We start from the raw sequence: 22,866 nt of genomic DNA, 5'->3' as shown, positions 1-22,866 counted from the left end.
CGGTAGTTCAGTTGGTTAGAATACCTGCCTGTCACGCAGGGGGTCGCGGGTTCGAGTCCCGTCCGTTCCGCCACTTATTAGAAAATTAAGCCTGCTACTAAGCAGGCTTAATGATAAAAAAATTTAGGGGCGTAGCTCAGTTGGTAGAGCACCGGTCTCCAAAACCGGGTGTCGCGAGTTCGAGTCTCTCCGCCCCTGCCAGAAACAATCCTTAGCATTCTTGCTAAGGATTTTTTTTATCTGCAATTTGCGCTGTGCCTTCCAATTGTTTTATTCCCGGCATCCTTGCCCGTATTTTCTTTAATCTTCCAGAATATTCGTTCTCAGCAAGTCGCAAATCAGCGCATGTTTATCGCTGTTTTGCAGCCAAACTGCATATAACGGGCGCGAAAGGGTTGTACTGTCAGTAACCGTATGGAGATCGCTTTTACCTTTAGCCCAACTGACCGGAAGCCAGCTAAAGCCTCTAAGGACTGAAAGTTGCTGCCTGGCCAATTCTGCCGAACTGGTGGTGAGTACCGGCACTTCATCTCCCGCAATCAATCCCGCTTCGTGTTGCTGAAAGTCAGGTCCCCATTCCAGACGCAGATAATTCAGTTCATCCTTGGTTTGCGAAGGAGAACTGCAATAGAGCGCCAGCGTGAAATATCCCAACAGTTGGCTGCTAAATTCGTCCATTTTGGGCGTTTCGGTAGTAATCAGTAGATCAAGCTGTCGTTCATGGAGCTGTTTTACTAACGACTGTCGCTGAGCGATCCTCGCTTCAAACTGCAGGCTGGATTGCGGCTCCTGGGATTGGTACAAACGCCCCAGCCAGCCATTAAGCATGCATTCCCAGAGGGATGCGCTGGCACCAATAGAAAACTCGTTATGCCGCGAGGTATTCGCAACCTCCTTACGTGCGGCTTGCCACGTATTCATCAGCGTTTCAGCGTAAGGCAGTAATTTTTCACCTGCAGCGGTTAAACGGATATTGTTTCTGTGTCGGGTGAACAGGTTTACACCCAATTGATTTTCCAGTTGTCTGATCCGGAAACTAACCGCTGATTGGGTCAGATAGAGCGCTTCAGCAGCCCTGCCAAAGTGGCGTGTCCGGCTAACTTCCAGGAAAGTTTTTAACAATTCCGTATCCACAACTCGCTCCATAAAATTATTTGTCGTTATGATTTAAATCTTTTGTTTGACGCTCTGTCAAGCGTAACTAATACTCCGCGCCATAAATAGCTCGGCCAAAGAATTAGGAGCGTGCAGGATGGCGGAAAGCTTTACGACGACTAATCGATATTTCGATAATAAATATTATCCCCGCGGATTCTCCCGTCATGGTGATTTCACCATTAAAGAAGCACAACTGCTTGAGCGTCACGGTTATGCTTTCAACGAGCTGGATCTGGGCAAGCGTGAGCCGGTAACGGAAGAAGAAAAACTGTTTGTTGCGGTATGCCGTGGTGAGCGCGAACCGGTTACCGAAGCTGAACGTGTGTGGTCCAAATACATGACGCGCATTAAGCGTCCAAAACGCTTCCACACGCTGTCTGGCGGGAAACCTCAGGTGGAAGGTGCGGAAGACTACACCGAATCTGATGATTAATAAAAAAGGGCGAAAGCCCTTTTTTTATGCCAGTAGTTTTTGCAAATGAATGAGTAATCTGTCTATCGCCCGATACCCAACAGCCTCCTGTAAGTGCTGGCGAGAGATATGGTCAGATTGTTCTATATCCGCGATCGTTCGAGCAACCTTTATCAGGCGTAACCAGGCGCGGATGGATAATCCGAGATGCGCGAGCGTTTCTTCAAGCCACTGTGCATCGTCACTGCGCAGTGGACAGTATTTATGGATATCCTGACTGTCCAGATGCGCGTTTAACTTATTTTGTCGTCGATACTGACGATCTCGCGCTGCCATAACACGTTGCTTCACCGTTGCGCTATCTTCCCCTTTTACCTGGTTCTGGCTGAGTATCCCGGGCGGTGGCAAAGGGATTTCGAGAGAGAGATCGAAGCGGTCAAGAAATGGACCTGATAATCGATTGAGGTAGCGTAGCGTCTGCTCTGGGGTACAGCGGTTATGGTTCCCCTGATAATGGCCTGTTGGGCTGGGATTCATAGCGGCTATGAGTTGAAAGCGAGCGGGATAGGTGATTTTTGCTCTGGTGCGGGATAGATGTATCTGTCCGGACTCAATGGGTTCGCGCAGTGCATCCAGCGTGCGCCGCTCAAACTCGGGTAGTTCATCCAGAAATAGTATGCCGTTATGCGCCAGAGAGATCTCGCCTGGCGCAGGAATAGAGCCTCCACCGACCATGGCGGTTAATGAAGCACTGTGATGCGGAGAGCGAAAAGGGCGTTGTTTCCACTGTTTCTGTAGCGTGTCGGAATTGACCAGACTAAGAATCGCGGCGCTTTCCAGTGCCTCATCGTTACTCAGTGGCGGAAGCAATCCTCTCAGGCGACTGGCCAGCATAGTCTTACCCGTACCCGGAGGGCCGATGAGTATGAGGTTATGACCGCCAGCTGCGGTAAGCTCCAGCCCGCGTTTACCCTGTTCCTGGCCGATAACATCGCTCAGATCATCTGCTAATGCGCAGGGGATAAAATCTGCTGATGATGGTCTGTCTAAATCATGCTTACCTTCGAGGAATGCGCATACTGCCTGTAGATGATCGGCTATGAGGCACCCTTCACCCTGTATTAGTCCAACTTCAGCTGCATTCTCTTTTGCGACAATAATTCTCCTGCCTGCGCGAATGGCTTCGGTTGCACTTGATATCGCACCGGGAACGCCGCGTAACGCACCTGTAAGCGCTAATTCGCCTACCAGCTCATATGTATCGAGATTATGGGTAGTAAGCTGCTCAGAAGCGGCCAGAAGCGCAACTGCGATAGGTAAATCATATCGTCCCCCTTCTTTTGGGAGATCGGCCGGAGCGAGGTTTATGGTTATCTTCTTTGCCGGGAATTCATAACCGCTATTAATTACCGCACTGCGAACCCGATCGCGGGCCTCTTTTACCGTTGTTTCGGGTAATCCCACCATGGTTAAACCAGGCAAACCATTGCTGATATGTACCTCGATGGTAATGGCTGGCGCATTCACGCCCAGCGCAGCGCGTGTGTGAACAATCGATAGTGACATAAGCCCTCCTGATGAAAGCATTATGTCGCAATACATCGCTGCAAGATTTCACATAATTACGGTTTTTAGAGGCTTATTCCCGTGTTTTTATGTAGCTCAACACTGATTACATTAAGTCTGGAATAGCGCTCGCAAACGCTTTTGCATGGCATTTTTAGTAGGGAATGGGTAGCCGAGAATCACCTGAAACGTGAAATATTTTCACCTTTGATTTTTTGTTTAAAAAACAACGATATTTATCTAAACCGTTAACGTCGTCAGAAAAACGAATAAAAAAATATCTTGTGTCATTTGCAAATTCTATGGTAACTCTTTAGGTATTCCTTCGAACAAGATGCAAGAAAATACAAAAATGACAGCCCTTCTACGAGTGATTAGCCTGGTCGTGATTAGCGTGGTGGTGATTATTATCCCACCGTGCGGGGCTGCACTTGGACGAGGAAAGGCTTAGAAAACAAGCCTTAACGAACTAAGACCCCCGCACCGAAAGGTCCGGGGGTTTTTTTTGACCTTAAAAACATACACGAGGAGCAGAAAGTGAACGGTAGCATAAAATTCTGTTTCTCAAGATTTACGGCGGGGATGTAACTATGAATGGGGCACAGTGGGTGGTACATGCGTTGCGTGCACAAGGGGTTCAAACCGTCTTTGGTTATCCTGGTGGCGCAATTATGCCTGTTTACGATGCGTTATATGACGGCGGCGTAGAACACCTGTTGTGCCGACACGAGCAGGGCGCGGCAATGGCAGCAATTGGCTATGCCCGTGCGACCGGTAAAACCGGCGTGTGTATCGCCACTTCCGGGCCTGGTGCTACCAACCTGATCACGGGCCTTGCCGATGCGCTGTTAGATTCAGTTCCTGTGGTGGCGATCACCGGCCAGGTGGCATCATCTTTCATCGGAACGGATGCGTTCCAGGAAGTGGACGTTCTGGGTATGTCTCTGTCCTGCACCAAACACAGTTTCCTGGTGCAGTCACTGGAAGAGCTGCCGCGCATCATGGCTGAAGCTTTTGCTGTGGCGAATTCCGGTCGTCCGGGGCCGGTTCTGGTTGATATCCCGAAAGACATCCAATTGGCCAGCGGTACGCTGGAGCCGTATTTTACGACAGTCAAAAACGTAGAGGTTTTCCCGCACGCTGACGTTGAGCAGGCGCGTAAAATGCTGGCACAAGCGCAGAAACCTATCCTGTACGTAGGTGGCGGCGTTGGTATGGCGCAGGCGGTCCCGGCCCTGCGTGAATTTATCGCGGTAACCCAAATGCCGGTCGCCTGCACGTTGAAGGGGCTGGGCGCAGTAGAGGCTGACTACCCATACTATTTGGGTATGTTGGGAATGCACGGCACTAAAGCGGCAAATTTCGCGGTGCAAGAATGTGATTTACTGATTGCAGTGGGCGCGCGTTTTGATGACCGGGTAACCGGCAAGCTGAATACCTTCGCACCAAACGCCAGCGTGATCCACATGGATATCGACCCTGCGGAAATGAACAAGCTGCGCCAGGCGCACGTAGCATTGCAGGGTGATTTAAATTCTCTGCTGCCGGCATTGCAGCAATCGCTGAAGATTGACGCATGGCGTCAGCATAGTGCTGAACTGCGCACAGAGCATACCTGGCGCTATGATCATCCCGGTGAGGCTATCTACGCGCCACTGTTGTTGAAGCAGTTGTCCGATCGCAAACCCGCGGACAGCGTAGTGACAACGGATGTTGGCCAGCATCAGATGTGGTCGGCGCAGCATATGACCTACACCCGCCCGGAAAATTTTATCACCTCGAGCGGCCTGGGCACGATGGGCTTTGGCTTGCCAGCAGCGGTTGGAGCGCAGGTTGCTCGCCCGAACGATACGGTAATCTGTATCTCCGGTGACGGTTCCTTCATGATGAATGTACAGGAGCTCGGCACCGTAAAACGCAAGCAGTTGCCGCTGAAGATAGTTTTACTCGACAACCAGCGGTTAGGCATGGTGCGACAATGGCAGCAGCTGTTTTTCCAGGAACGTTATAGCGAAACCACCCTTACCGATAACCCCGATTTCCTCATGTTGGCCAGTGCCTTCGGCATCCCAGGTCAACACATCACCCGTAAAGACCAGGTTGAAGCGGCACTCGACACCATGCTGAACAGCGAGGGGCCATACCTGCTTCATGTCTCAATCGACGAACTTGAGAATGTCTGGCCTCTGGTACCGCCAGGTGCCAGTAACTCAGAAATGCTGGAGAAATTATCATGATGCAACATCAGGTCGCCGTTGAGGCTCGGTTCAATCCGGAAACGTTAGAACGTGTTTTACGCGTGGTACGCCATCGCGGTTTTCAGGTGTGCTCCATGAATATGGAAGCAGCCAGCGATGCGCAGAATATAAATATCGAATTGACCGTTGCCAGCCCCCGGTCGGTCGACTTACTGTTTAGTCAGTTAAGTAAACTGGTAGACGTTGCACATGTTGCTATCTGCCAGAGCACAACCACATCACAACAAATCCGCGCCTGAGCGCAAAAGGAAGAAAAATGACGACGAAAAAAGCTGATTACATTTGGTCTAATGGCGAGATGATTCGTTGGGAAGACGCTAAGGTTCACGTGATGTCCCACGCGCTGCACTACGGTACTTCTGTATTTGAAGGCATCCGTTGCTACGATTCTCACAAAGGGCCGGTGGTGTTCCGTCATCGCGAACATATGCAGCGTCTGCGTGATTCAGCCAAGATCTATCGTTTTCCGGTTTCTCAGAGCGTTGATGAGCTGATGGAAGCTTGCCGTGAGGTGATTCGTAAAAACAATCTGACCAGCGCCTATATCCGTCCGCTGGTGTTTGTTGGCGACGTGGGGATGGGCGTTAACCCGCCAGCGGGATACACCACTGACGTGATCATCGCTGCGTTCCCGTGGGGCGCTTACCTTGGTGCTGAAGCGCTGGAACAGGGGATCGACGCGATGGTTTCTTCCTGGAACCGCGTTGCGCCGAACACCATCCCTACAGCGGCTAAAGCGGGCGGTAACTATCTGTCTTCGCTGCTGGTGGGTAGTGAAGCGCGTCGTCATGGCTATCAGGAAGGCATTGCCCTGGATGTGAATGGTTACATCTCTGAAGGCGCGGGTGAAAACCTGTTTGAAGTAAAAGACGGCATTCTGTTTACCCCGCCGTTTACCTCTTCTGCACTGCCGGGTATCACCCGTGACGCGATCATTAAGCTGGCGAAAGATCTCGATATCGAAGTGCGTGAGCAGGTGCTGTCCCGTGAGTCGCTGTACCTGGCCGACGAAGTGTTCATGTCCGGTACCGCGGCCGAAATCACCCCAGTACGCAGCGTCGATGGTATCCAGGTGGGCGAAGGCCGCTGCGGTCCGGTCACCAAACGCATCCAGCAGGCCTTCTTTGGCCTCTTCACTGGTGAAACGGAAGATAAATACGGCTGGTTGGATCAGGTTAATCAATAAACATAAATTTGGGACGGCACGCACCGTCCCAATTATTAGACAGACGGGAGTTAATCAAGCATGCCTAAGTATCGTTCTGCTACCACCACCCACGGCCGCAATATGGCGGGTGCTCGCGCACTGTGGCGCGCCACCGGGATGACCGATGATGATTTCGGTAAACCGATTATCGCTGTGGTGAACTCTTTTACCCAGTTTGTGCCGGGTCACGTCCACCTGCGCGATCTCGGTAAACTGGTTGCCGAACAAATCGAAGCCTCAGGCGGCGTGGCGAAAGAGTTCAACACCATTGCTGTGGATGATGGTATCGCCATGGGGCACGGTGGCATGCTGTATTCACTGCCGTCGCGCGAGCTGATCGCCGATTCAGTGGAGTACATGGTTAACGCCCACTGCGCCGATGCGATGGTCTGTATCTCTAACTGCGACAAAATCACCCCTGGGATGTTAATGGCCTCTTTGCGCCTGAATATTCCGGTGATCTTTGTTTCCGGCGGTCCGATGGAAGCCGGGAAAACCAAGCTCTCTGACCAAATCATCAAGCTCGACCTGGTTGATGCGATGATTCAGGGCGCTGACCCGAAAGTCTCCGACTCACAAAGCGAGCAGGTTGAACGTTCCGCCTGTCCAACCTGCGGCTCCTGCTCCGGAATGTTCACCGCCAACTCGATGAACTGCCTGACCGAAGCGCTGGGCCTGTCGCAGCCGGGTAACGGTTCGCTGTTGGCGACTCACGCCGACCGTAAAACGCTGTTCCTTAACGCGGGTAAACACATCGTCGAGCTGACCAAACGCTATTACGAGCAGGATGATGCCTCCGCCCTGCCGCGCAACATTGCCAGTAAAGCGGCGTTTGAGAACGCCATGACGCTGGATATCGCCATGGGCGGCTCCACCAACACCGTTCTGCACCTGCTGGCGGCCGCACAGGAAGCGGAAATCGACTTCACCATGAGTGATATCGACAAGCTGTCCCGCAAAGTCCCACAGCTGTGTAAAGTGGCGCCGAGCACGCAGAAATACCATATGGAAGACGTGCACCGCGCAGGCGGCGTACTGGGTATTTTAGGCGAACTGGATCGTGCCGGACTGCTGAACCGCGACGTGAAAAACGTGCTGGGTCTGACTCTGCCGCAAACGCTTGATCGGTATGACGTGATGTTGACCAAAGACGACGCGGTGAAAAAAATGTTCCGCGCCGGACCGGCGGGCATCCGTACCACCCAGGCGTTCTCGCAGGACTGCCGTTGGGATACGCTGGATGACGACCGCGCTGAAGGCTGCATCCGCTCGCTGGAACATGCTTACAGCAAAGACGGCGGTCTGGCAGTCCTGTACGGTAACTTTGCGGAAAACGGCTGTATCGTAAAAACTGCAGGCGTGGATGACAGTATCCTGAAATTCACCGGCCCGGCAAAAGTGTATGAAAGCCAGGACGATGCGGTTGAAGCAATCCTCGGCGGTAAAGTGGTGGCTGGCGACGTGGTTGTCATTCGCTACGAAGGGCCGAAAGGCGGGCCAGGCATGCAGGAAATGCTCTACCCAACCACCTTCCTGAAATCGATGGGCCTCGGCAAGGCTTGTGCGCTGATTACCGATGGTCGTTTCTCCGGCGGTACTTCGGGGCTTTCAATCGGTCACGTTTCTCCGGAAGCGGCCAGCGGCGGTAATATCGCGATTATCGAAGATGGTGACATGATTGCCATCGATATCCCGAATCGTGGCATTCAACTGCAACTGAGTGATGCGGAAATCGCTGCGCGCCGTGAAGCGCAGGAAGCTCGCGGTGACAAAGCCTGGACGCCAAAAGATCGTCAACGTCAGGTCTCCTTTGCACTGCGCGCCTACGCCAGCCTGGCAACCAGTGCCGACAAAGGTGCGGTGCGCGATAAGTCGAAGCTCGGGGGATAATGACCATGGCGGATTCACAACCTCTATCCGGTGCTCCTGAAGGCGCTGAGTATCTCAGAGCGGTACTGCGTGCGCCGGTATACGAAGCGGCACAGGTAACGCCGCTACAGAAAATGGAAAAGCTCTCTTCGCGCCTCGATAACGTCATTCTGGTGAAGCGCGAAGACCGTCAACCCGTTCACAGTTTCAAGCTACGCGGTGCCTATGCCATGATGGCGGGCTTGACCGAAGAGCAAAAAGCGCATGGGGTCATCACCGCATCGGCGGGTAATCATGCTCAGGGTGTCGCGTTCTCTTCTGCGCGATTAGGCGTGAAGGCGCTGATTGTCATGCCAACGGCTACCGCCGATATCAAAGTCGATGCCGTTCGCGGCTTCGGCGGAGAAGTGCTGCTGCACGGCGCGAATTTTGATGAAGCCAAAGCCAAAGCGATTGAGCTGTCGCAGCAGCAGGGTTTTACCTGGGTTCCACCGTTTGATCATCCGATGGTGATTGCCGGGCAGGGCACGCTGGCGCTGGAGCTGCTCCAGCAGGACGCTCATCTCGATCGCGTATTCGTGCCTGTTGGTGGTGGCGGATTAGCGGCAGGCGTGGCGGTGCTGATTAAACAACTGATGCCGCAAATCAAAGTAATTGCCGTGGAAGCGGAAGATTCGGCCTGCCTGAAGGCAGCGCTGGATGCCGGTCATCCGGTGGATCTGCCGCGTGTGGGTCTCTTTGCCGAAGGCGTGGCGGTGAAACGTATTGGCGATGAAACCTTCCGTCTGTGCCAGGAATATCTCGACGATATTATCACTGTCGATAGCGATGCTATTTGTGCGGCAATGAAAGACCTGTTCGAGGATGTACGTGCGGTGGCTGAGCCTTCCGGGGCGCTGGCGCTGGCGGGGATGAAAAAATACATCGCCCAGCACAATATTCGCGGTGAACGTCTGGCGCATGTTCTTTCCGGCGCTAACGTTAACTTCCACGGCCTGCGCTACGTTTCCGAACGTTGCGAGCTGGGGGAACAACGTGAAGCCCTGCTGGCGGTGACCATCCCGGAAGAGAAGGGAAGTTTCCTGAAGTTCTGCCAGCTGTTGGGTGGCCGTTCGGTAACGGAGTTTAACTACCGCTTTGCCGATGCGAAAGACGCCTGCATTTTTGTCGGTGTACGCCTGAGCCGTGGGCTGGAAGAGCGTAAGGAAATCCTGCAACTGCTCAACGAGGGCGGCTACAGCGTGGTGGATCTGTCTGATGACGAGATGGCGAAGCTACACGTGCGCTATATGGTCGGTGGACGTCCGTCGAAACCCTTACAGGAACGTCTCTACAGCTTCGAATTTCCTGAATCGCCGGGGGCGTTGCTCAAATTTCTGCATACCCTGGGGACGCACTGGAATATTTCATTGTTCCACTATCGCAGTCACGGTACCGACTATGGTCGCGTACTGGCGGCGTTTGAGTTGGGTGAACACGAGCCTGATTTCGAAACGCGGCTAAATGAACTGGGTTATGACTGTCACGATGAAACACATAACCCGGCGTTCAGGTTCTTCCTGGCGGGTTAACAACAGCCATTAAAAAAGGGTTCATGTAAAAACATGAACCCTTTTTGCTACTGTATCAGCAGATTACAGCGTGATAACGTCGAATTCGACTTCGGTGTTCACGTCAGCGTCGTAGTCCACGCCGTCGAGACCAAAACCGAACAGGTTCAGGAATTCCTGCTTGTAGCCTGCATAATCGGTTTCTTGCGCCAGGTTTTCGGTGGTGATCAGCGGCCACAGGTCGCGACATGCCTGCTGAATGTCATCACGCAGTTCCCAGTCATCCATACGGATACGCTGGTTGTCATCAAGCGCCACTTTGTCACCGTACAGGCTGGTGGTCATCAGACGGTTGATTTGCTCGATACAACCTTCATGAATCCCCTGTGCTTTCATCAGCTTGAAGACCATGGAGATGTACAACGGCATCACTGGAATGGCGGAAGACGCTTGGGTGATTACGGATTTCAGTACGGCAACGTTCGCGGAACCGTTCAGCGGAGCCAGCTGGTTACGCAGTTCGCCCGCGGCGCGATCGAGATCTTCTTTCGCTTTGCCCAGCGCGCCGTGCCAGTAGATTGGCCAGGTCAGGTCGGTACCGATGTAGGAGTAGGCTACGGTTTTCACGCCGTCAGCCAGCACGCCCGCTTCGCTCAGCGCGCCCATCCACAGTTCCCAGTCTTCGCCGCCCATGACGGTGACGGTGTTCTGAACTTCTTCTTCGGTTGCCGGCTCAATGCTGGCGGTGATGATCTGATCTTTGTTGGTATCGATCGCTTTAGAGGTGTAAACCTCACCGATTGGCTTCAGCGCAGAACGGACGATTTCACCGGTTTTCGGCATTTTACGCACTGGGGAAGCCAGTGAGTAAACCACCAGGTCAATCTGACCCAGGTCTTCTTTTATCAGTTTGATCACTTCATCACGGCATTCGTCAGAGAACGCATCGCCGTTGATGCTTTTGGAGTACAGACCTTCACGCTTAGCGGCTTCATCGAAGGCGGCAGAGTTATACCAGCCTGCGGAACCCGGTTTGGTATCCGTGCCCGGTTTTTCGAAAAATACGCCGATAGTGGCGGCTCCGCTGCCAAAGGCGGCAGAAATTCTGGAAGCCAGACCGTAACCGGTGGAAGCACCGATCACCAGCACGCGGGACGGGCCGTTCTCGATTTTCCCGTTCTGCTTAACATACTCGATCTGCTTTTCCACGTTGACTTTGCAGCCAGTCGGATGGGTCGTTGTACAGATGAATCCACGAATTTTTGGTTTGATTATCATAATGATGGCTAATTAAGTTTGTATTTTCGCTGTCAAGTGCGCAATGACACCGTCTGTTCTGGCCTGCTTAACGCGATGGTTAACAAGCCCCCCACTACAATGGATCACGACATTATACAGAAAAGGAGCGCCAATACTGAATCTACCACTGATTTTAGGCCTGACGCTGGCGCTAGTCGGCAGATTTACGTTCCAGAACAATCTTCCAGAACGCGTCGATCAGCGGTTCATGCAGCCGCTTTTTCGGAGCGCAGACGCCGAGTTCGAACGGCGTTTTCTCGTCGCTGCGTTCTAAAATCATCACGCGGTTACGTACCGGCTCCGGGCTGTTTTCCAGCACCACTTCCGGCAGCAGCGCCACGCCGCAGCCCAGCGCCACCATTGAGACCATCGCTTCATGACCGCCTACCGTAGCGTAAATCGATGGGTTGCTGATTTTGTGACGGCGGAACCACAGCTCAATGCGGCGGCGGACCGGCCCCTGGTCGGCCATGATAAACGGCACCGTCGACCAGTCGGGTTTCTCGACGGAAACCTGATTACGCACCGGGCAGGGCAGCGCCGGGGCGATCAGCACCACCGTCAGATTCTCCAGCATCGAGAAAGCTACCGCGCCGGGTAGTGTCTCGGGCTTACCGGCAATCGCCAGATCGGCTTCACCAGTGACCACTTTGTCCATCGCATCGGCGGCGTCGCCGGTGGTGAGCTTAATTTCCACCGATGGATGCTCGGCGCGGAAACGATCGAGAATGGGTGGCAGATGGCTGTATGCCGCAGTTACCGAACAGAAAATATGCAGTTCGCCTGACAGCGACGGCCCTTGTTGATCGAGGGTGTGGCGCAGTTGCTGGTATTGCAGCAGCGTCTGTTGGGCGAATACGCGCAGCTCTTCGCCCGCTTCGGTCAGCGTGACCGTGCGGTTATCGCGCACAAACAGCGGCTGGCCGAGATCTTCTTCCAGGCGCTGAATCTGGCGCGAAAGCGTGGAGGGGCTGACGTGCATTGCCCGTGCGCTGCGGCCAAAGTGGCGACTTTCAGCCAAATGCAGGAACATTTTCAGATCGCGTAAATCCACAGACGAGCCTCCGATTTTCTACGTTGCATAAATTGCAATGTGATGTTGTGAATATATCAATTTCCGCAATAAATTTCCTGTTGTAATGTGGATTCAATCTCGCAAATACAAATCTGCGAACCGAATAATAAGCACCACAACACAACATCACGGAGTACACCATCATGGCTAACTACTTTAATACACTGAACCTGCGCCAGCAGCTGGCACAGCTGGGTAAATGTCGCTTTATGGGCCGCGACGAATTCGCCGATGGTGCGAGCTACCTTCAGGGTAAAAAAGTGGTCATCGTCGGCTGTGGCGCTCAGGGTCTGAACCAGGGTCTGAACATGCGTGACTCCGGTCTGGATATCTCCTACGCACTGCGTAAAGAAGCCATTGCTGAGAAGCGTGCTTCCTGGCGTAAAGCGACCGAAAACGGCTTCAAAGTGGGTACCTACGAAGAGCTGATCCCGCAGGCTGACCTGGTGGTTAACCTGACGCCAGACAAGCAGCACTCCGACGTTGTACGTTCGGTACAACCGCTGATGAAAGATGGCGCGGCGCTGGGCTATTCACACGGCTTCAACATCGTCGAAGTGGGCGAGCAGATCCGTAAAGACATCACCGTTGTGATGGTGGCACCGAAGTGCCCGGGTACTGAAGTTCGTGAAGAGTACAAACGTGGCTTCGGTGTACCGACCCTGATCGCCGTTCACCCGGAAAACGATCCGAAAGGAGAAGGCATGGCGATTGCTAAAGCCTGGGCTGCGGCCACCGGTGGTCACCGTGCGGGCGTGCTGGAGTCCTCCTTCGTTGCGGAAGTGAAATCTGATCTGATGGGTGAGCAGACTATCCTGTGCGGTATGCTGCAGGCAGGTTCTCTGCTGTGCTTCGATAAGCTGGTGGAAGAAGGTACTGACCCGGCATATGCTGAAAAACTGATTCAGTTCGGCTGGGAAACCATCACCGAAGCGCTGAAGCAGGGCGGCATCACCCTGATGATGGACCGTCTGTCTAACCCGGCGAAACTGCGTGCTTACGCGCTGTCCGAACAGCTGAAAGAGATTATGGCGCCGCTGTTCCAGAAACACATGGACGACATCATTTCCGGCGAATTCTCTTCCGGCATGATGGCTGACTGGGCTAACGACGATCAGAAACTGCTGACCTGGCGTGAAGAGACCGGTAAAACCGCGTTCGAAACCGCCCCGCAGTTTGAAGGTAAAATCGGTGAGCAGGAGTACTTCGATAAAGGCGTTCTGATGATTGCGATGGTGAAAGCGGGCGTTGAGCTTGCGTTCGAAACCATGGTGGATTCCGGCATCATCGAAGAATCTGCTTACTACGAATCACTGCATGAATTGCCGCTGATCGCGAATACCATCGCCCGTAAACGTCTGTACGAAATGAACGTGGTTATCTCCGATACCGCAGAATACGGCAACTACCTGTTCTCTTACGCTTGCGTACCGCTGCTGAAAGAGTTCATGACCACCCTGCAGACCGGCGACCTGGGCAAAGCGATTGCCGAAGGTGCGGTAGACAACGCGCAGCTGCGCGACGTGAACGATGCGATTCGCAGCCACGCTATCGAGAAAGTGGGCCAGAAACTGCGTGGCTATATGACCGATATGAAACGCATTGCCGTTGCTGGCTAAATAGGATGTCGGGTGGCGCTTGCGCTTACCCGACCTACGCACAGCAGATGTAGGCCGGATAAGGCGTAGCCGCCATCCGGCAAAAAAAGCCCGGTGTTTAACACCGGGCTTTCTATTAGTTACGGTACAGCACTTTAATGATGTGGTAACCAAACTGAGTGTGCAGCGGGCCGGTTGGCTCCAGCACAGGGCAGGAAAAGACCACTTTGTCGAACGCCGGAACCATCTGGCCCTGACGGAATTCACCTAAATCACCGCCGCGTTTGCCTGATGGACAGATAGAGTGTTTCTTCGCCAATTTGCCGAAGTCGGCGCCGTTTTTAATCTGTTCCAGAAGATCCAGTGCCAGTTTCTCTTCTTTAACAAGGATATGCACTGCTGCTGCTGTTTTTGCCATGATCGTGCCTTGAGTGGGGTGGTTAAGGCTGGCTATACTACCACGCTGTTATTCTCCCCTCCCGACTTTCATGAGTGACCCTTTATGCGTTTGAACCCCGGACAACAACAAGCCGTCGAATTCGTCACCGGACCTTGCCTGGTGCTGGCGGGAGCGGGTTCCGGCAAGACGCGTGTTATCACCAATAAAATCGCCCATCTGATCCGTGAATGTGGTTATCAGGCACGCCATATTGCGGCCGTGACCTTTACCAATAAGGCTGCGCGCGAGATGAAAGAGCGCGTGGCGCAAACGCTGGGTCGTAAAGAGGCGCGTGGGTTGATGATCTCCACCTTCCACACCCTGGGACTGGATATCATTAAGCGTGAATATGCGGCGCTGGGGATGAAGTCGAACTTCTCGTTGTTTGACGATACTGACCAGGTGGCATTGCTCAAGGAACTGACCGAAGGGCTAATCGAAGACGATAAGCTTATCCTCCAGCAGTTGATCTCGACGATCTCCAACTGGAAAAACGATCTGATGACTCCGGCACAGGCGGCAGCCAGCGCCAAGGGCGAGCGCGATCGTATTTTTGCCCACTGCTATGGTCTGTATGACGCGCATATGAAGGCGTGTAACGTCCTCGATTTTGACGATCTGATCCTGCTTCCCACGCTGCTGCTACAGCGCAATGAAGAAGTGCGTGAGCGCTGGCAAAACAGAATCCGCTACCTGCTGGTGGATGAATATCAGGATACCAACACCAGCCAGTACGAGCTGGTGAAGTTGCTGGTAGGTAAACGCGCGCGCTTTACCGTCGTGGGCGATGACGATCAGTCGATCTACTCCTGGCGCGGCGCCCGTCCACAGAACCTGGTACTGTTAAGCAAAGATTTTCCGGCTTTGCAGGTGGTGAAGCTGGAGCAAAACTACCGTTCATCAGGTCGCATCCTGAAGGCGGCGAACATCCTTATTGCGAACAATCCACACGTCTTTGAAAAGCGACTCTTTTCCGAGTTGGGTTACGGTGCTGAACTGAAGGTGATGAGTGCCAATAATGAAGAGCACGAAGCGGAACGCGTGACCGGGGAATTAATAGCCCATCATTTTGTGAACAAGACGCAATATAAAGACTACGCCATCCTGTATCGCGGTAATCATCAGTCGCGCGTGTTCGAAAAGTTTCTAATGCAGAACCGTATCCCGTACAAAATTTCCGGCGGAACGTCGTTTTTCTCGCGTCCGGAGATTAAAGATCTGCTGGCCTACCTGCGCGTGCTGAGCAACCCGGATGACGATAGCGCATTTTTGCGTATCGTAAATACGCCAAAACGTGAAATCGGCCCGGCCACGCTGCAAAAGTTGGGGGAATGGGCGATGACACGTAATAAAAGCCTGTTTACCGCCAGCTTTGATATGGGGCTTAGCCAGACACTGACCGGGCGCGGGTATGATTCTCTGACTCGCTTTACGCACTGGCTGGGGGAAATTCAGCGTCTGGCGGAGCGTGAGCCGGTTGCCGCTGTGCGCGATCTTATCCACGGTATTGATTACGAATCCTGGCTGTATGAAACCTCGCCGAGCCCGAAAGCGGCTGAAATGCGTATGAAAAACGTCAATACGCTGTTCAGTTGGATGACGGAGATGCTGGAAGGCAGTGAGCTGGAAGAGCCAATGACCCTGACCCAGGTTGTTACCCGCTTTACCCTACGCGACATGATGGAACGTGGAGAGAGTGAAGAAGAGCTGGATCAGGTGCAATTGATGACACTGCATGCCTCAAAAGGGCTGGAGTTCCCATACGTGTTTATGGTGGGAATGGAAGAAGGATTTTTGCCGCACCAGAGCAGTATCGATGAAGACAATATCGACGAAGAACGTCGTCTGGCTTATGTAGGGATTACGCGTGCACAAAAAGAGCTCATCTTCACGCTATGTAAAGAGCGTCGTCAGTACGGTGAGCTGGTGCGTCCGGAACCGAGTCGTTTCCTTCTGGAGCTGCCACAGGATGACGTTATCTGGGAGCAAGAGCGAAAAGTGGTGAGCGCAGAGGAGCGGATGCAAAAAGGGCAGGCCAGCATCGCTAATATTCGGGCAATGATGGCGAAAGCTAAAGCGAAGTAGGTATTTTATGGGCCGGATATGTGTAAGCACTATCCGGCAACCAACATCTAACGCACTTCCAGCGGCCAGTGGACATAGCTTTGCCACTGGCTTTCCTGATCGATTAACTCTTTACCCAGCGGATGATGTTCCAGCCAGCCTTCTGGTAGAGTGACCGTCAGGTGCTCGTTTCTTGCATCCAGTTGAATTTCCGGCACAAGATCGTCACGGCGACGACTGGCGAAAATGATCGCCAGGCGTAGCAAACGACAAAGATGCTCCGCGATGCGCGGTGGCACTGCGTTTTGCTGGTGGAGCGAAGAGAGATCGACGGGATTGGTCTGGTTGAGTAACAGCGTCGCTAGCAGTTTCTTTTGCGCAGGTGTAAAACCCGGAAGATCGAGATTGCGCACCAGATAAGCGGCATGCTGTGGTGCCTGTTTAAAATCAACGCTTAGGCCAATTTCATGCAGCTGACAGGCACTAATCAGTAGTTCGCGGCTAATCGGTTCAAGATGCCACTTTTTTTCAACCTGATCGAGAAATTTAGTCGCTAAATTGGCAACACGATGTGCTTGCTCTGTATCGACCATAAAGCGGCGCTGGATATTGCGTAATGTGCGGCTACGAATATCCTGATCCACCGCCAGATGCAGCATACCGTAGACCAGACCTTCACGTAATGCGCCGCCGGCCAGGGTCATGCATTGAATGTTCAGTTCGGTGAAAATAGCAATCAGAATGGCCAGCCCGCTGGGGAAAACCAGCGCACGTTCCAGCGTTAACCCTTCGATTTCCAGCTCTTCCAGACGACCGCAGTGAATGGCACGCTGCTTAAGCTGCTGAAGTTTGGCCAGCGTAATGCGCTCATCCATGCCCTGCGCCATCATGATTTCCTGCAACGCCTGGACGGTGCCAGAGGCACCAACGCAAACTTTCCAGCCATGAAAACGCAGTTTGTCGGCGACCGGGCGCAGAACTTCGCGAGCGGCTTTCTCGGCCTCGTCAAAGTTTTCCTGTGCCAGATTACGATCGGTAAAATAGCGTTCGAGCCAGGTGACGCAGCCCATTGACAGGCTGAACAGGGAAGTGGTTTGCGCGCCAGAACCGGTAACCAACTCTGTGCTGGCCCCGCCAATGTCGACGACCAGACGCTGATCTGCGCCGCCGGTAGTGTGGGCCACACCTTGATAAATCAGGCGCGCTTCTTCTTCACCGCTAATCACCTGGACAGGGCAGCCGAGGATCTCTTGCGCTTTAGCAATAAACACATCGGCATTTACGGCGATGCGTAATGTTGCCGTGGCGACCACGCGGATTTGTGGATGCGGAATATCCTGCAGACGTTCTGCAAACAGGCGCAAACATTGCCAGCCGCGCTCCATCGCTTCAACAGAGAGCTCGTTGTCACCGTTGAGTCCAGCAGCCAGACGCACTTTGCGTTTGATACGAGTGAGCGTCTGGATGCTTCCTGCCACCTCGCGTACAACCAGCATATGAAAACTATTTGAGCCGAGATCGATTGCCGCATACAGCGAAGTAGAATTCATACACTTCATCCTCCAACCTGTATCTGTATTGGCTGCGTTCTCTCACCCGAATCACTTACTAAAGTAGGTTCATCGGGATTCGTTTTCTTGCCGCCTTGATACAGGCTGAATGATTTTGTGTATGGCATAACGTTTCTTAACCTGAACGACGACGATTACGCGGAGCACCACCGGTACGGCGTGGGCCATTGCCTGTGCGCGGACGCGTTAAGCGCAACGGCTTCGGCAGATCGGTCATCAGGGCATCCGGGTTATATTTGCTGACCGGAATCGAGTGGCCGATATAGGTCTCGATTGCGGGTAAATTCAGCGCGTACTCTTCACAAGCCAGGCTGATAGAGTGACCGCTTGCACCAGCACGACCGGTACGACCGATACGGTGAACGTAATCTTCACAGTCATCCGGCAGGTCATAATTAAATACGTGCGTTACGGCTGGGATATGCAGACCACGTGCAGCAACATCCGTCGCAACGAGAATGTCGATATCGCCACGGGTGAATTCATCAAGGATTCGCAGACGTTTTTTCTGCGCCACGTCACCGGTCAGCAGACCGACACGATGACCGTCTGCAGCAAGGCTGCCCCAGATATCTTCACAACGATGCTTGGTGTTAGCAAAAACAATGGCGCGATCTGGCCACTCTTCTTCAATCAGCGTTTGCAGCAAACGCATTTTCTCTTCGTTGGAGGGGTAGAAGAGCTCTTCTTTAATGCGATGGCCAGTTTTCTGTTCCGGTTCGACTTCAACGTACTCAGCGTTATTCATTTGTTCGAACGCCAGTTCGCGAACGCGGTAAGAGAGGGTTGCAGAAAACAGCATATTCAGACGTTGGGTGGTTGGCGGCATACGACGGAATAGCCAACGGATATCTTTAATAAAGCCCAGATCGTACATACGATCGGCTTCATCCAGCACCACGACCTGAATCGCGCCCAGATTAATGTGGTTCTGTTTTGCATAGTCGATGAGACGACCGGTCGTGCCGATAAGAATATCGACGCCGCTTTCCAGCACTTTCAGCTGTTTATCGTAACCGTCGCCGCCATACGCCAGGCCTAATTTCAGACCAGTGGTCTGTGCCAGCGGCTCGGCATCGGCGTGGATCTGCACGGCTAACTCACGCGTTGGCGCCATAATTAACGCACGCGGTTGGTTCACCTTGCGATCGGCAATCGCGGGATGAGAGAGAAGATAATGAAACGTTGACGTCAGGAACGCCATCGTTTTTCCGGTACCGGTTTGCGCCTGCCCGGCAACATCACGACCAGCCAGCGTTAGCGGCAGCGCGAGGGCCTGAATGGGCGTACAGTTATGAAAGCCTTTTTTTTCAAGGGCTTCTATCACCTTTGGGTGCAGGGCGAAGTCGGAAAACTTCTGTTCTGTTAAATGTGTTTTGCTCATAGTGTGGTAGAATATCAGCTTACTATTGCTTTACGAAAGCGTATCCGGTGAAATAAAGTCAACCTTTAGTTGGTTAATGCTACATCAACACGTCGTTGATTAATGCTACACCAATGCACCAGGCTTATTCCTGTGGAGTTATTATGAGCGATAAAATTATTCACCTGACTGACGACAGTTTTGACACGGATGTACTCAAAGCGGACGGAGCAATCCTCGTTGATTTCTGGGCAGAGTGGTGCGGTCCGTGCAAAATGATCGCTCCGATTCTGGATGAAATCGCTGACGAATATCAGGGCAAACTGACGGTTGCTAAATTGAACATTGACCAAAACCCAGGCACCGCGCCGAAGTATGGTATCCGTGGCATCCCGACCCTGTTGCTGTTTAAAAACGGCGAAGTTGCGGCGACAAAAGTCGGCGCGCTGTCCAAAGGTCAGTTGAAAGAATTCCTCGACGCTAATTTAGCGTAAGGAAGTCTCATGATCGGGCGACCATACTTCGAAATGATTCGGATGACTGGACGCCCGACTTGAGTCGTGCTAAGTTAGTGTTGACTTCGTATTAAACATACCTTATTAAGTTTGAATCTAGTTATATCCAATACTTCCCGTTGTTTCTCGCGCGAGAAGTGGACAGATTCCTGGCTTGTCACTCAATCCGTCTTGTCGTTTCAGTTCTGCGTACTTTCCTGTGACCAGACAGCGAACAGACATGAGTCGATGGCCGTAAACAGGCATGGATGACCCTGCCATACCATTCACAACATTAAGTTCGAGATTTACCCCAAGTTTAAGAACTCACACCATTATGAATCTTACCGAATTAAAGAATACGCCGGTTTCTGAGCTGATCACTCTCGGCGAAAATATGGGCCTTGAAAACCTGGCTCGTATGCGCAAGCAGGACATTATTTTTGCCATCCTGAAGCAGCACGCAAAGAGTGGCGAAGATATCTTTGGTGACGGTGTGCTGGAGATATTGCAGGATGGATTTGGTTTCCTCCGCTCTGCAGACAGCTCCTACCTCGCCGGTCCTGATGACATCTACGTTTCTCCCAGCCAAATCCGCCGTTTCAACCTCCGCACTGGTGATACCATTTCTGGTAAGATTCGCCCGCCGAAAGAAGGTGAACGCTACTTTGCGCTGTTGAAAGTTAACGAAGTTAACTACGACAAACCAGAAAACGCCCGTAACAAAATCCTCTTTGAGAACTTAACGCCGCTGCACGCAAACTCTCGTCTGCGTATGGAGCGTGGTAACGGTTCCACTGAAGATTTAACGGCGCGTGTACTGGATTTGGCATCGCCGATCGGTCGTGGCCAACGTGGTCTGATTGTTGCTCCGCCGAAAGCGGGTAAAACCATGCTGCTGCAGAACATCGCGCAGAGCATTGCATACAATCATCCTGACTGCGTGTTGATGGTGCTGCTGATTGACGAACGTCCGGAAGAAGTTACCGAGATGCAGCGTCTGGTGAAAGGTGAAGTGGTTGCGTCTACCTTTGACGAACCTGCCTCCCGCCACGTTCAGGTTGCGGAAATGGTTATCGAGAAGGCGAAACGTCTGGTTGAACACAAGAAAGACGTTATCATTCTGCTTGACTCCATCACTCGTCTGGCACGTGCATATAACACCGTGGTTCCTGCTTCCGGAAAAGTACTGACCGGTGGTGTGGACGCCAACGCCCTGCATCGTCCGAAGCGTTTCTTTGGTGCTGCACGTAACGTGGAAGAGGGCGGTAGCCTGACCATCATCGCGACTGCGCTGATTGATACCGGCTCTAAAATGGATGAAGTTATCTACGAAGAGTTTAAAGGTACCGGCAACATGGAACTGCATCTCTCCCGTAAGATTGCTGAAAAACGCGTCTTCCCGGCTATCGACTACAACCGTTCCGGTACCCGTAAAGAAGAGCTGCTCACTACCCAGGAAGAGCTGCAGAAAATGTGGATCCTGCGCAAAATCATCCATCCTATGGGTGAAATCGACGCAATGGAGTTCCTCATTAACAAGCTGGCGATGACCAAGACCAATGACGACTTCTTCGATATGATGAAGCGTTCCTGATTCGGGCATCATCTGAAAACGCCACGTTTTTACGTGGCGTTTTGCTTTTGTGGATGTAATCTTAACGACACAATAATAATAATCCGGTATGACATACCGCCTGGTGACGAAGGGTTGTAATTCGTATTTTGTGGTTAATAATCATACAGAACCACCTGATATGGAGTCGGGTTTCTCTTCTGAATAATCGCCCGGATGGTTATACTTCATATATTGATATTCTCTGAGAGCATGTATAGTGAATTTACTGACAGCAAGTACTGATCTCATCAGTATTTTTTTATTCACAACGCTGTTTCTTTTCTTTGCCCGCAAGGTTGCGAAAAAGATTGGATTGGTGGATAAACCCAACTTCCGTAAACGTCATCAGGGACTGATTCCGCTGGTTGGGGGGATTTCGGTTTACGCAGGCATTTGCTTTACCTTCCTCATCGCCGATTATTATATCCCGCATGCGACTCTCTACCTGGCTTGTGCCGGTGTACTGGTGTTTATCGGTGCGCTGGACGACCGCTTTGATATCAGTGTAAAAATCCGCGCGACCATCCAGGCCCTTATTGGCATCATTATGATGTCAGTGGGCAAACTCTATCTGCTAAGCCTTGGCTATATTTTCGGCCCCTGGGAGATGGTGCTCGGTCCTTTTGGTTATTTCCTGACCCTGTTTGCCGTTTGGGCGGCGATTAACGCCTTCAATATGGTCGATGGGATCGATGGTCTGCTCGGTGGGCTATCCAGTGTCTCATTCGCCGCGATGGGGCTTATTCTGTGGTTCGATGGCCAGACAAGCCTGGCAATCTGGTGTTTTGCCATGATCGCCGCCATTCTGCCTTACATCCTACTGAACCTGGGGATTCTCGGACGCCGCTATAAAGTCTTTATGGGGGATGCAGGAAGTACGTTGATTGGCTTCACGGTGATTTGGATTCTGCTGGAGACTACCCAGGGGCCAACGCATCCTATTAGCCCGGTCACGGCTCTGTGGATTATTGCCATTCCGTTAATGGATATGGTGGCAATTATGTATCGCCGTTTACGTAAAGGCATGAGCCCTTTCTCCCCGGATCGCCAACATATTCACCATTTAATCATGCGCGCCGGGTTTACTTCCCGACAGGCTTTTGTCCTGATTACGCTGGCTGCTGCGATCCTGGCTTCTATCGGCGTGTTGGCTGAATATTCTCGTATTGTCCCGGAATGGGTGATGTTGGTGCTCTTTTTACTGGCGTTTGTCCTGTACGACATCTGTATAAAACGCGCCTGGAAGGTGGCGAGATTTATCAAACGCTGGAAGCGCAAGTTGCGTAGAAACCGTGACAGTAAACCAAACTTAACCAAATAAATTG

General features: G+C 52.5%; 20 protein-coding genes and 1 tRNA gene. 14 read left to right on the top strand and 7 right to left on the bottom strand.

What is annotated here, in order from left to right:
* Positions 1-125: 125 nt before the first annotated feature.
* Positions 126-201: transfer RNA gene (locus OGV98_RS18800), tRNA-Trp, on the top strand.
* A gap of 99 nt (positions 202-300) precedes the next feature.
* Here the strand turns inward: OGV98_RS18800 and hdfR are convergent.
* Positions 301-1,146, bottom strand: coding sequence for an HTH-type transcriptional regulator HdfR (gene hdfR / locus OGV98_RS18795; protein WP_085952510.1), 846 nt, complete (start codon positions 1,144-1,146; stop codon positions 301-303).
* 106 nt (positions 1,147-1,252) lie between these two features.
* Here hdfR and maoP point away from each other — a divergent pair, with 106 nt between their 5' ends.
* On the top strand, positions 1,253-1,591 hold the full coding sequence (gene maoP, locus OGV98_RS18790) for a macrodomain Ori organization protein MaoP (protein ID WP_003018025.1): 339 nt from the start codon (positions 1,253-1,255) through the stop codon (positions 1,589-1,591).
* A 24-nt stretch (positions 1,592-1,615) separates the two neighbouring features.
* On the opposite strand, the gene OGV98_RS18785 is transcribed toward maoP, so the two are convergent.
* Positions 1,616-3,136: a YifB family Mg chelatase-like AAA ATPase gene (locus OGV98_RS18785; protein ID WP_054528914.1), complete on the bottom strand. Its 1,521-nt coding sequence runs from the start codon at positions 3,134-3,136 to the stop codon at positions 1,616-1,618.
* Positions 3,137-3,488: 352 nt separating this feature from the next.
* Here OGV98_RS18785 and ilvL point away from each other — a divergent pair, with 352 nt between their 5' ends.
* The 6 genes from ilvL (at position 3,489) to ilvA (ending at position 10,041) form a co-directional block, all read left to right on the top strand.
* Positions 3,489-3,587 (top strand): ilv operon leader peptide, encoded by a 99-nt coding sequence (gene ilvL / locus OGV98_RS18780; protein ID WP_001311244.1) that lies wholly within the window; start codon positions 3,489-3,491, stop codon positions 3,585-3,587.
* A 139-nt stretch (positions 3,588-3,726) separates the two neighbouring features.
* The gene (gene ilvG / locus OGV98_RS18775) at positions 3,727-5,373 is read left to right on the top strand and encodes an acetolactate synthase 2 catalytic subunit (RefSeq protein WP_003841174.1); all 1,647 of its coding nucleotides are present in this window, start codon (positions 3,727-3,729) and stop codon (positions 5,371-5,373) included.
* Positions 5,370-5,633, top strand: a complete 264-nt coding sequence (gene ilvM / locus OGV98_RS18770) for an acetolactate synthase 2 small subunit (RefSeq protein WP_003018017.1) — start codon at positions 5,370-5,372, stop codon at positions 5,631-5,633. Before ilvG ends, ilvM begins: the two co-directional genes overlap by 4 nt.
* Positions 5,634-5,650: 17 nt before the next feature.
* Positions 5,651-6,580, top strand: a complete 930-nt coding sequence (locus OGV98_RS18765) for a branched-chain amino acid transaminase (protein WP_003018014.1) — start codon at positions 5,651-5,653, stop codon at positions 6,578-6,580.
* Between the two features lie 60 nt (positions 6,581-6,640).
* The gene (gene ilvD / locus OGV98_RS18760; RefSeq protein ID WP_202580893.1) at positions 6,641-8,491 is read left to right on the top strand and encodes a dihydroxy-acid dehydratase; all 1,851 of its coding nucleotides are present in this window, start codon (positions 6,641-6,643) and stop codon (positions 8,489-8,491) included.
* Between the two features lie 5 nt (positions 8,492-8,496).
* Positions 8,497-10,041 (top strand): threonine ammonia-lyase, biosynthetic, encoded by a 1,545-nt coding sequence (ilvA, locus tag OGV98_RS18755; RefSeq protein ID WP_003018007.1) that lies wholly within the window; start codon positions 8,497-8,499, stop codon positions 10,039-10,041.
* Between the two features lie 63 nt (positions 10,042-10,104).
* Here ilvA and fabV read toward each other — a convergent pair whose 3' ends face one another.
* The gene (gene fabV, locus OGV98_RS18750; RefSeq protein WP_003844612.1) at positions 10,105-11,298 is read right to left on the bottom strand and encodes an enoyl-ACP reductase FabV; all 1,194 of its coding nucleotides are present in this window, start codon (positions 11,296-11,298) and stop codon (positions 10,105-10,107) included.
* Positions 11,299-11,470: 172 nt separating this feature from the next.
* Positions 11,471-12,373 carry an HTH-type transcriptional activator IlvY gene (gene ilvY / locus OGV98_RS18745; RefSeq protein ID WP_003018003.1) on the bottom strand — a complete coding sequence of 301 codons (903 nt, stop codon included), beginning with the start codon at positions 12,371-12,373 and terminating at the stop codon, positions 11,471-11,473.
* Positions 12,374-12,537: 164 nt separating this feature from the next.
* Between ilvY and ilvC the strand changes: the two genes are divergently transcribed.
* Positions 12,538-14,013: a ketol-acid reductoisomerase gene (gene ilvC / locus OGV98_RS18740; RefSeq protein ID WP_044714777.1), complete on the top strand. Its 1,476-nt coding sequence runs from the start codon at positions 12,538-12,540 to the stop codon at positions 14,011-14,013.
* Positions 14,014-14,128: 115 nt separating this feature from the next.
* Here ilvC and ppiC read toward each other — a convergent pair whose 3' ends face one another.
* Complete coding sequence (gene ppiC, locus OGV98_RS18735) at positions 14,129-14,410, bottom strand: peptidylprolyl isomerase PpiC (protein ID WP_003017999.1); 282 nt, start codon at positions 14,408-14,410, stop codon at positions 14,129-14,131.
* 84 nt (positions 14,411-14,494) lie between these two features.
* On the opposite strand from ppiC, the gene rep reads away from it, so the two are divergent.
* On the top strand, positions 14,495-16,516 hold the full coding sequence (gene rep, locus OGV98_RS18730) for a DNA helicase Rep (protein WP_286551917.1): 2,022 nt from the start codon (positions 14,495-14,497) through the stop codon (positions 16,514-16,516).
* Positions 16,517-16,563: 47 nt separating this feature from the next.
* On the opposite strand, the gene gppA is transcribed toward rep, so the two are convergent.
* Entirely contained in the window at positions 16,564-18,045 is a 1,482-nt protein-coding gene (gene gppA, locus OGV98_RS18725; protein ID WP_003844615.1) for a guanosine-5'-triphosphate,3'-diphosphate diphosphatase, read from the bottom strand.
* Between the two features lie 136 nt (positions 18,046-18,181).
* Positions 18,182-19,450, bottom strand: coding sequence for an ATP-dependent RNA helicase RhlB (gene rhlB / locus OGV98_RS18720; RefSeq protein WP_048217009.1), 1,269 nt, complete (start codon positions 19,448-19,450; stop codon positions 18,182-18,184).
* A 143-nt stretch (positions 19,451-19,593) separates the two neighbouring features.
* Here rhlB and trxA point away from each other — a divergent pair, with 143 nt between their 5' ends.
* The 4 genes from trxA (at position 19,594) to wecA (ending at position 22,862) form a co-directional block, all read left to right on the top strand.
* Entirely contained in the window at positions 19,594-19,923 is a 330-nt protein-coding gene (gene trxA, locus OGV98_RS18715) for a thioredoxin TrxA (protein WP_001280776.1), read from the top strand.
* Between the two features lie 130 nt (positions 19,924-20,053).
* Positions 20,054-20,182 (top strand): rho operon leader peptide, encoded by a 129-nt coding sequence (locus OGV98_RS18710; RefSeq protein WP_102191218.1) that lies wholly within the window; start codon positions 20,054-20,056, stop codon positions 20,180-20,182.
* Positions 20,183-20,260: 78 nt separating this feature from the next.
* Positions 20,261-21,520 (top strand): transcription termination factor Rho, encoded by a 1,260-nt coding sequence (gene rho / locus OGV98_RS18705; protein ID WP_002437993.1) that lies wholly within the window; start codon positions 20,261-20,263, stop codon positions 21,518-21,520.
* A gap of 238 nt (positions 21,521-21,758) precedes the next feature.
* Positions 21,759-22,862 (top strand): UDP-N-acetylglucosamine--undecaprenyl-phosphate N-acetylglucosaminephosphotransferase, encoded by a 1,104-nt coding sequence (wecA, locus tag OGV98_RS18700; RefSeq protein WP_003017991.1) that lies wholly within the window; start codon positions 21,759-21,761, stop codon positions 22,860-22,862.
* Positions 22,863-22,866 lie beyond the last annotated feature (4 nt).

The sequence above is a fragment of the Citrobacter sp. Cf136 genome (assembly GCF_030333815.1).
Taxonomy (GTDB): domain Bacteria; phylum Pseudomonadota; class Gammaproteobacteria; order Enterobacterales; family Enterobacteriaceae; genus Citrobacter; species Citrobacter freundii.
This window is presented reverse-complemented; position numbering and strand designations above follow the sequence as displayed.

Coding starts and splice junctions, on each gene's coding strand:
- hdfR (WP_085952510.1), bottom strand. CDS start 1,146: ATGGAGCGAGTTGTGGATACGGAATTGTTAAAAACTTTCCTGGAAGTT.
- maoP (WP_003018025.1), top strand. CDS start 1,253: ATGGCGGAAAGCTTTACGACGACTAATCGATATTTCGATAATAAATAT.
- OGV98_RS18785 (WP_054528914.1), bottom strand. CDS start 3,136: ATGTCACTATCGATTGTTCACACACGCGCTGCGCTGGGCGTGAATGCG.
- ilvL (WP_001311244.1), top strand. CDS start 3,489: ATGACAGCCCTTCTACGAGTGATTAGCCTGGTCGTGATTAGCGTGGTG.
- ilvG (WP_003841174.1), top strand. CDS start 3,727: ATGAATGGGGCACAGTGGGTGGTACATGCGTTGCGTGCACAAGGGGTT.
- ilvM (WP_003018017.1), top strand. CDS start 5,370: ATGATGCAACATCAGGTCGCCGTTGAGGCTCGGTTCAATCCGGAAACG.
- OGV98_RS18765 (WP_003018014.1), top strand. CDS start 5,651: ATGACGACGAAAAAAGCTGATTACATTTGGTCTAATGGCGAGATGATT.
- ilvD (WP_202580893.1), top strand. CDS start 6,641: ATGCCTAAGTATCGTTCTGCTACCACCACCCACGGCCGCAATATGGCG.
- ilvA (WP_003018007.1), top strand. CDS start 8,497: ATGGCGGATTCACAACCTCTATCCGGTGCTCCTGAAGGCGCTGAGTAT.
- fabV (WP_003844612.1), bottom strand. CDS start 11,298: ATGATAATCAAACCAAAAATTCGTGGATTCATCTGTACAACGACCCAT.
- ilvC (WP_044714777.1), top strand. CDS start 12,538: ATGGCTAACTACTTTAATACACTGAACCTGCGCCAGCAGCTGGCACAG.
- ppiC (WP_003017999.1), bottom strand. CDS start 14,410: ATGGCAAAAACAGCAGCAGCAGTGCATATCCTTGTTAAAGAAGAGAAA.
- rep (WP_286551917.1), top strand. CDS start 14,495: ATGCGTTTGAACCCCGGACAACAACAAGCCGTCGAATTCGTCACCGGA.
- gppA (WP_003844615.1), bottom strand. CDS start 18,045: ATGAATTCTACTTCGCTGTATGCGGCAATCGATCTCGGCTCAAATAGT.
- rhlB (WP_048217009.1), bottom strand. CDS start 19,450: ATGAGCAAAACACATTTAACAGAACAGAAGTTTTCCGACTTCGCCCTG.
- trxA (WP_001280776.1), top strand. CDS start 19,594: ATGAGCGATAAAATTATTCACCTGACTGACGACAGTTTTGACACGGAT.
- rho (WP_002437993.1), top strand. CDS start 20,261: ATGAATCTTACCGAATTAAAGAATACGCCGGTTTCTGAGCTGATCACT.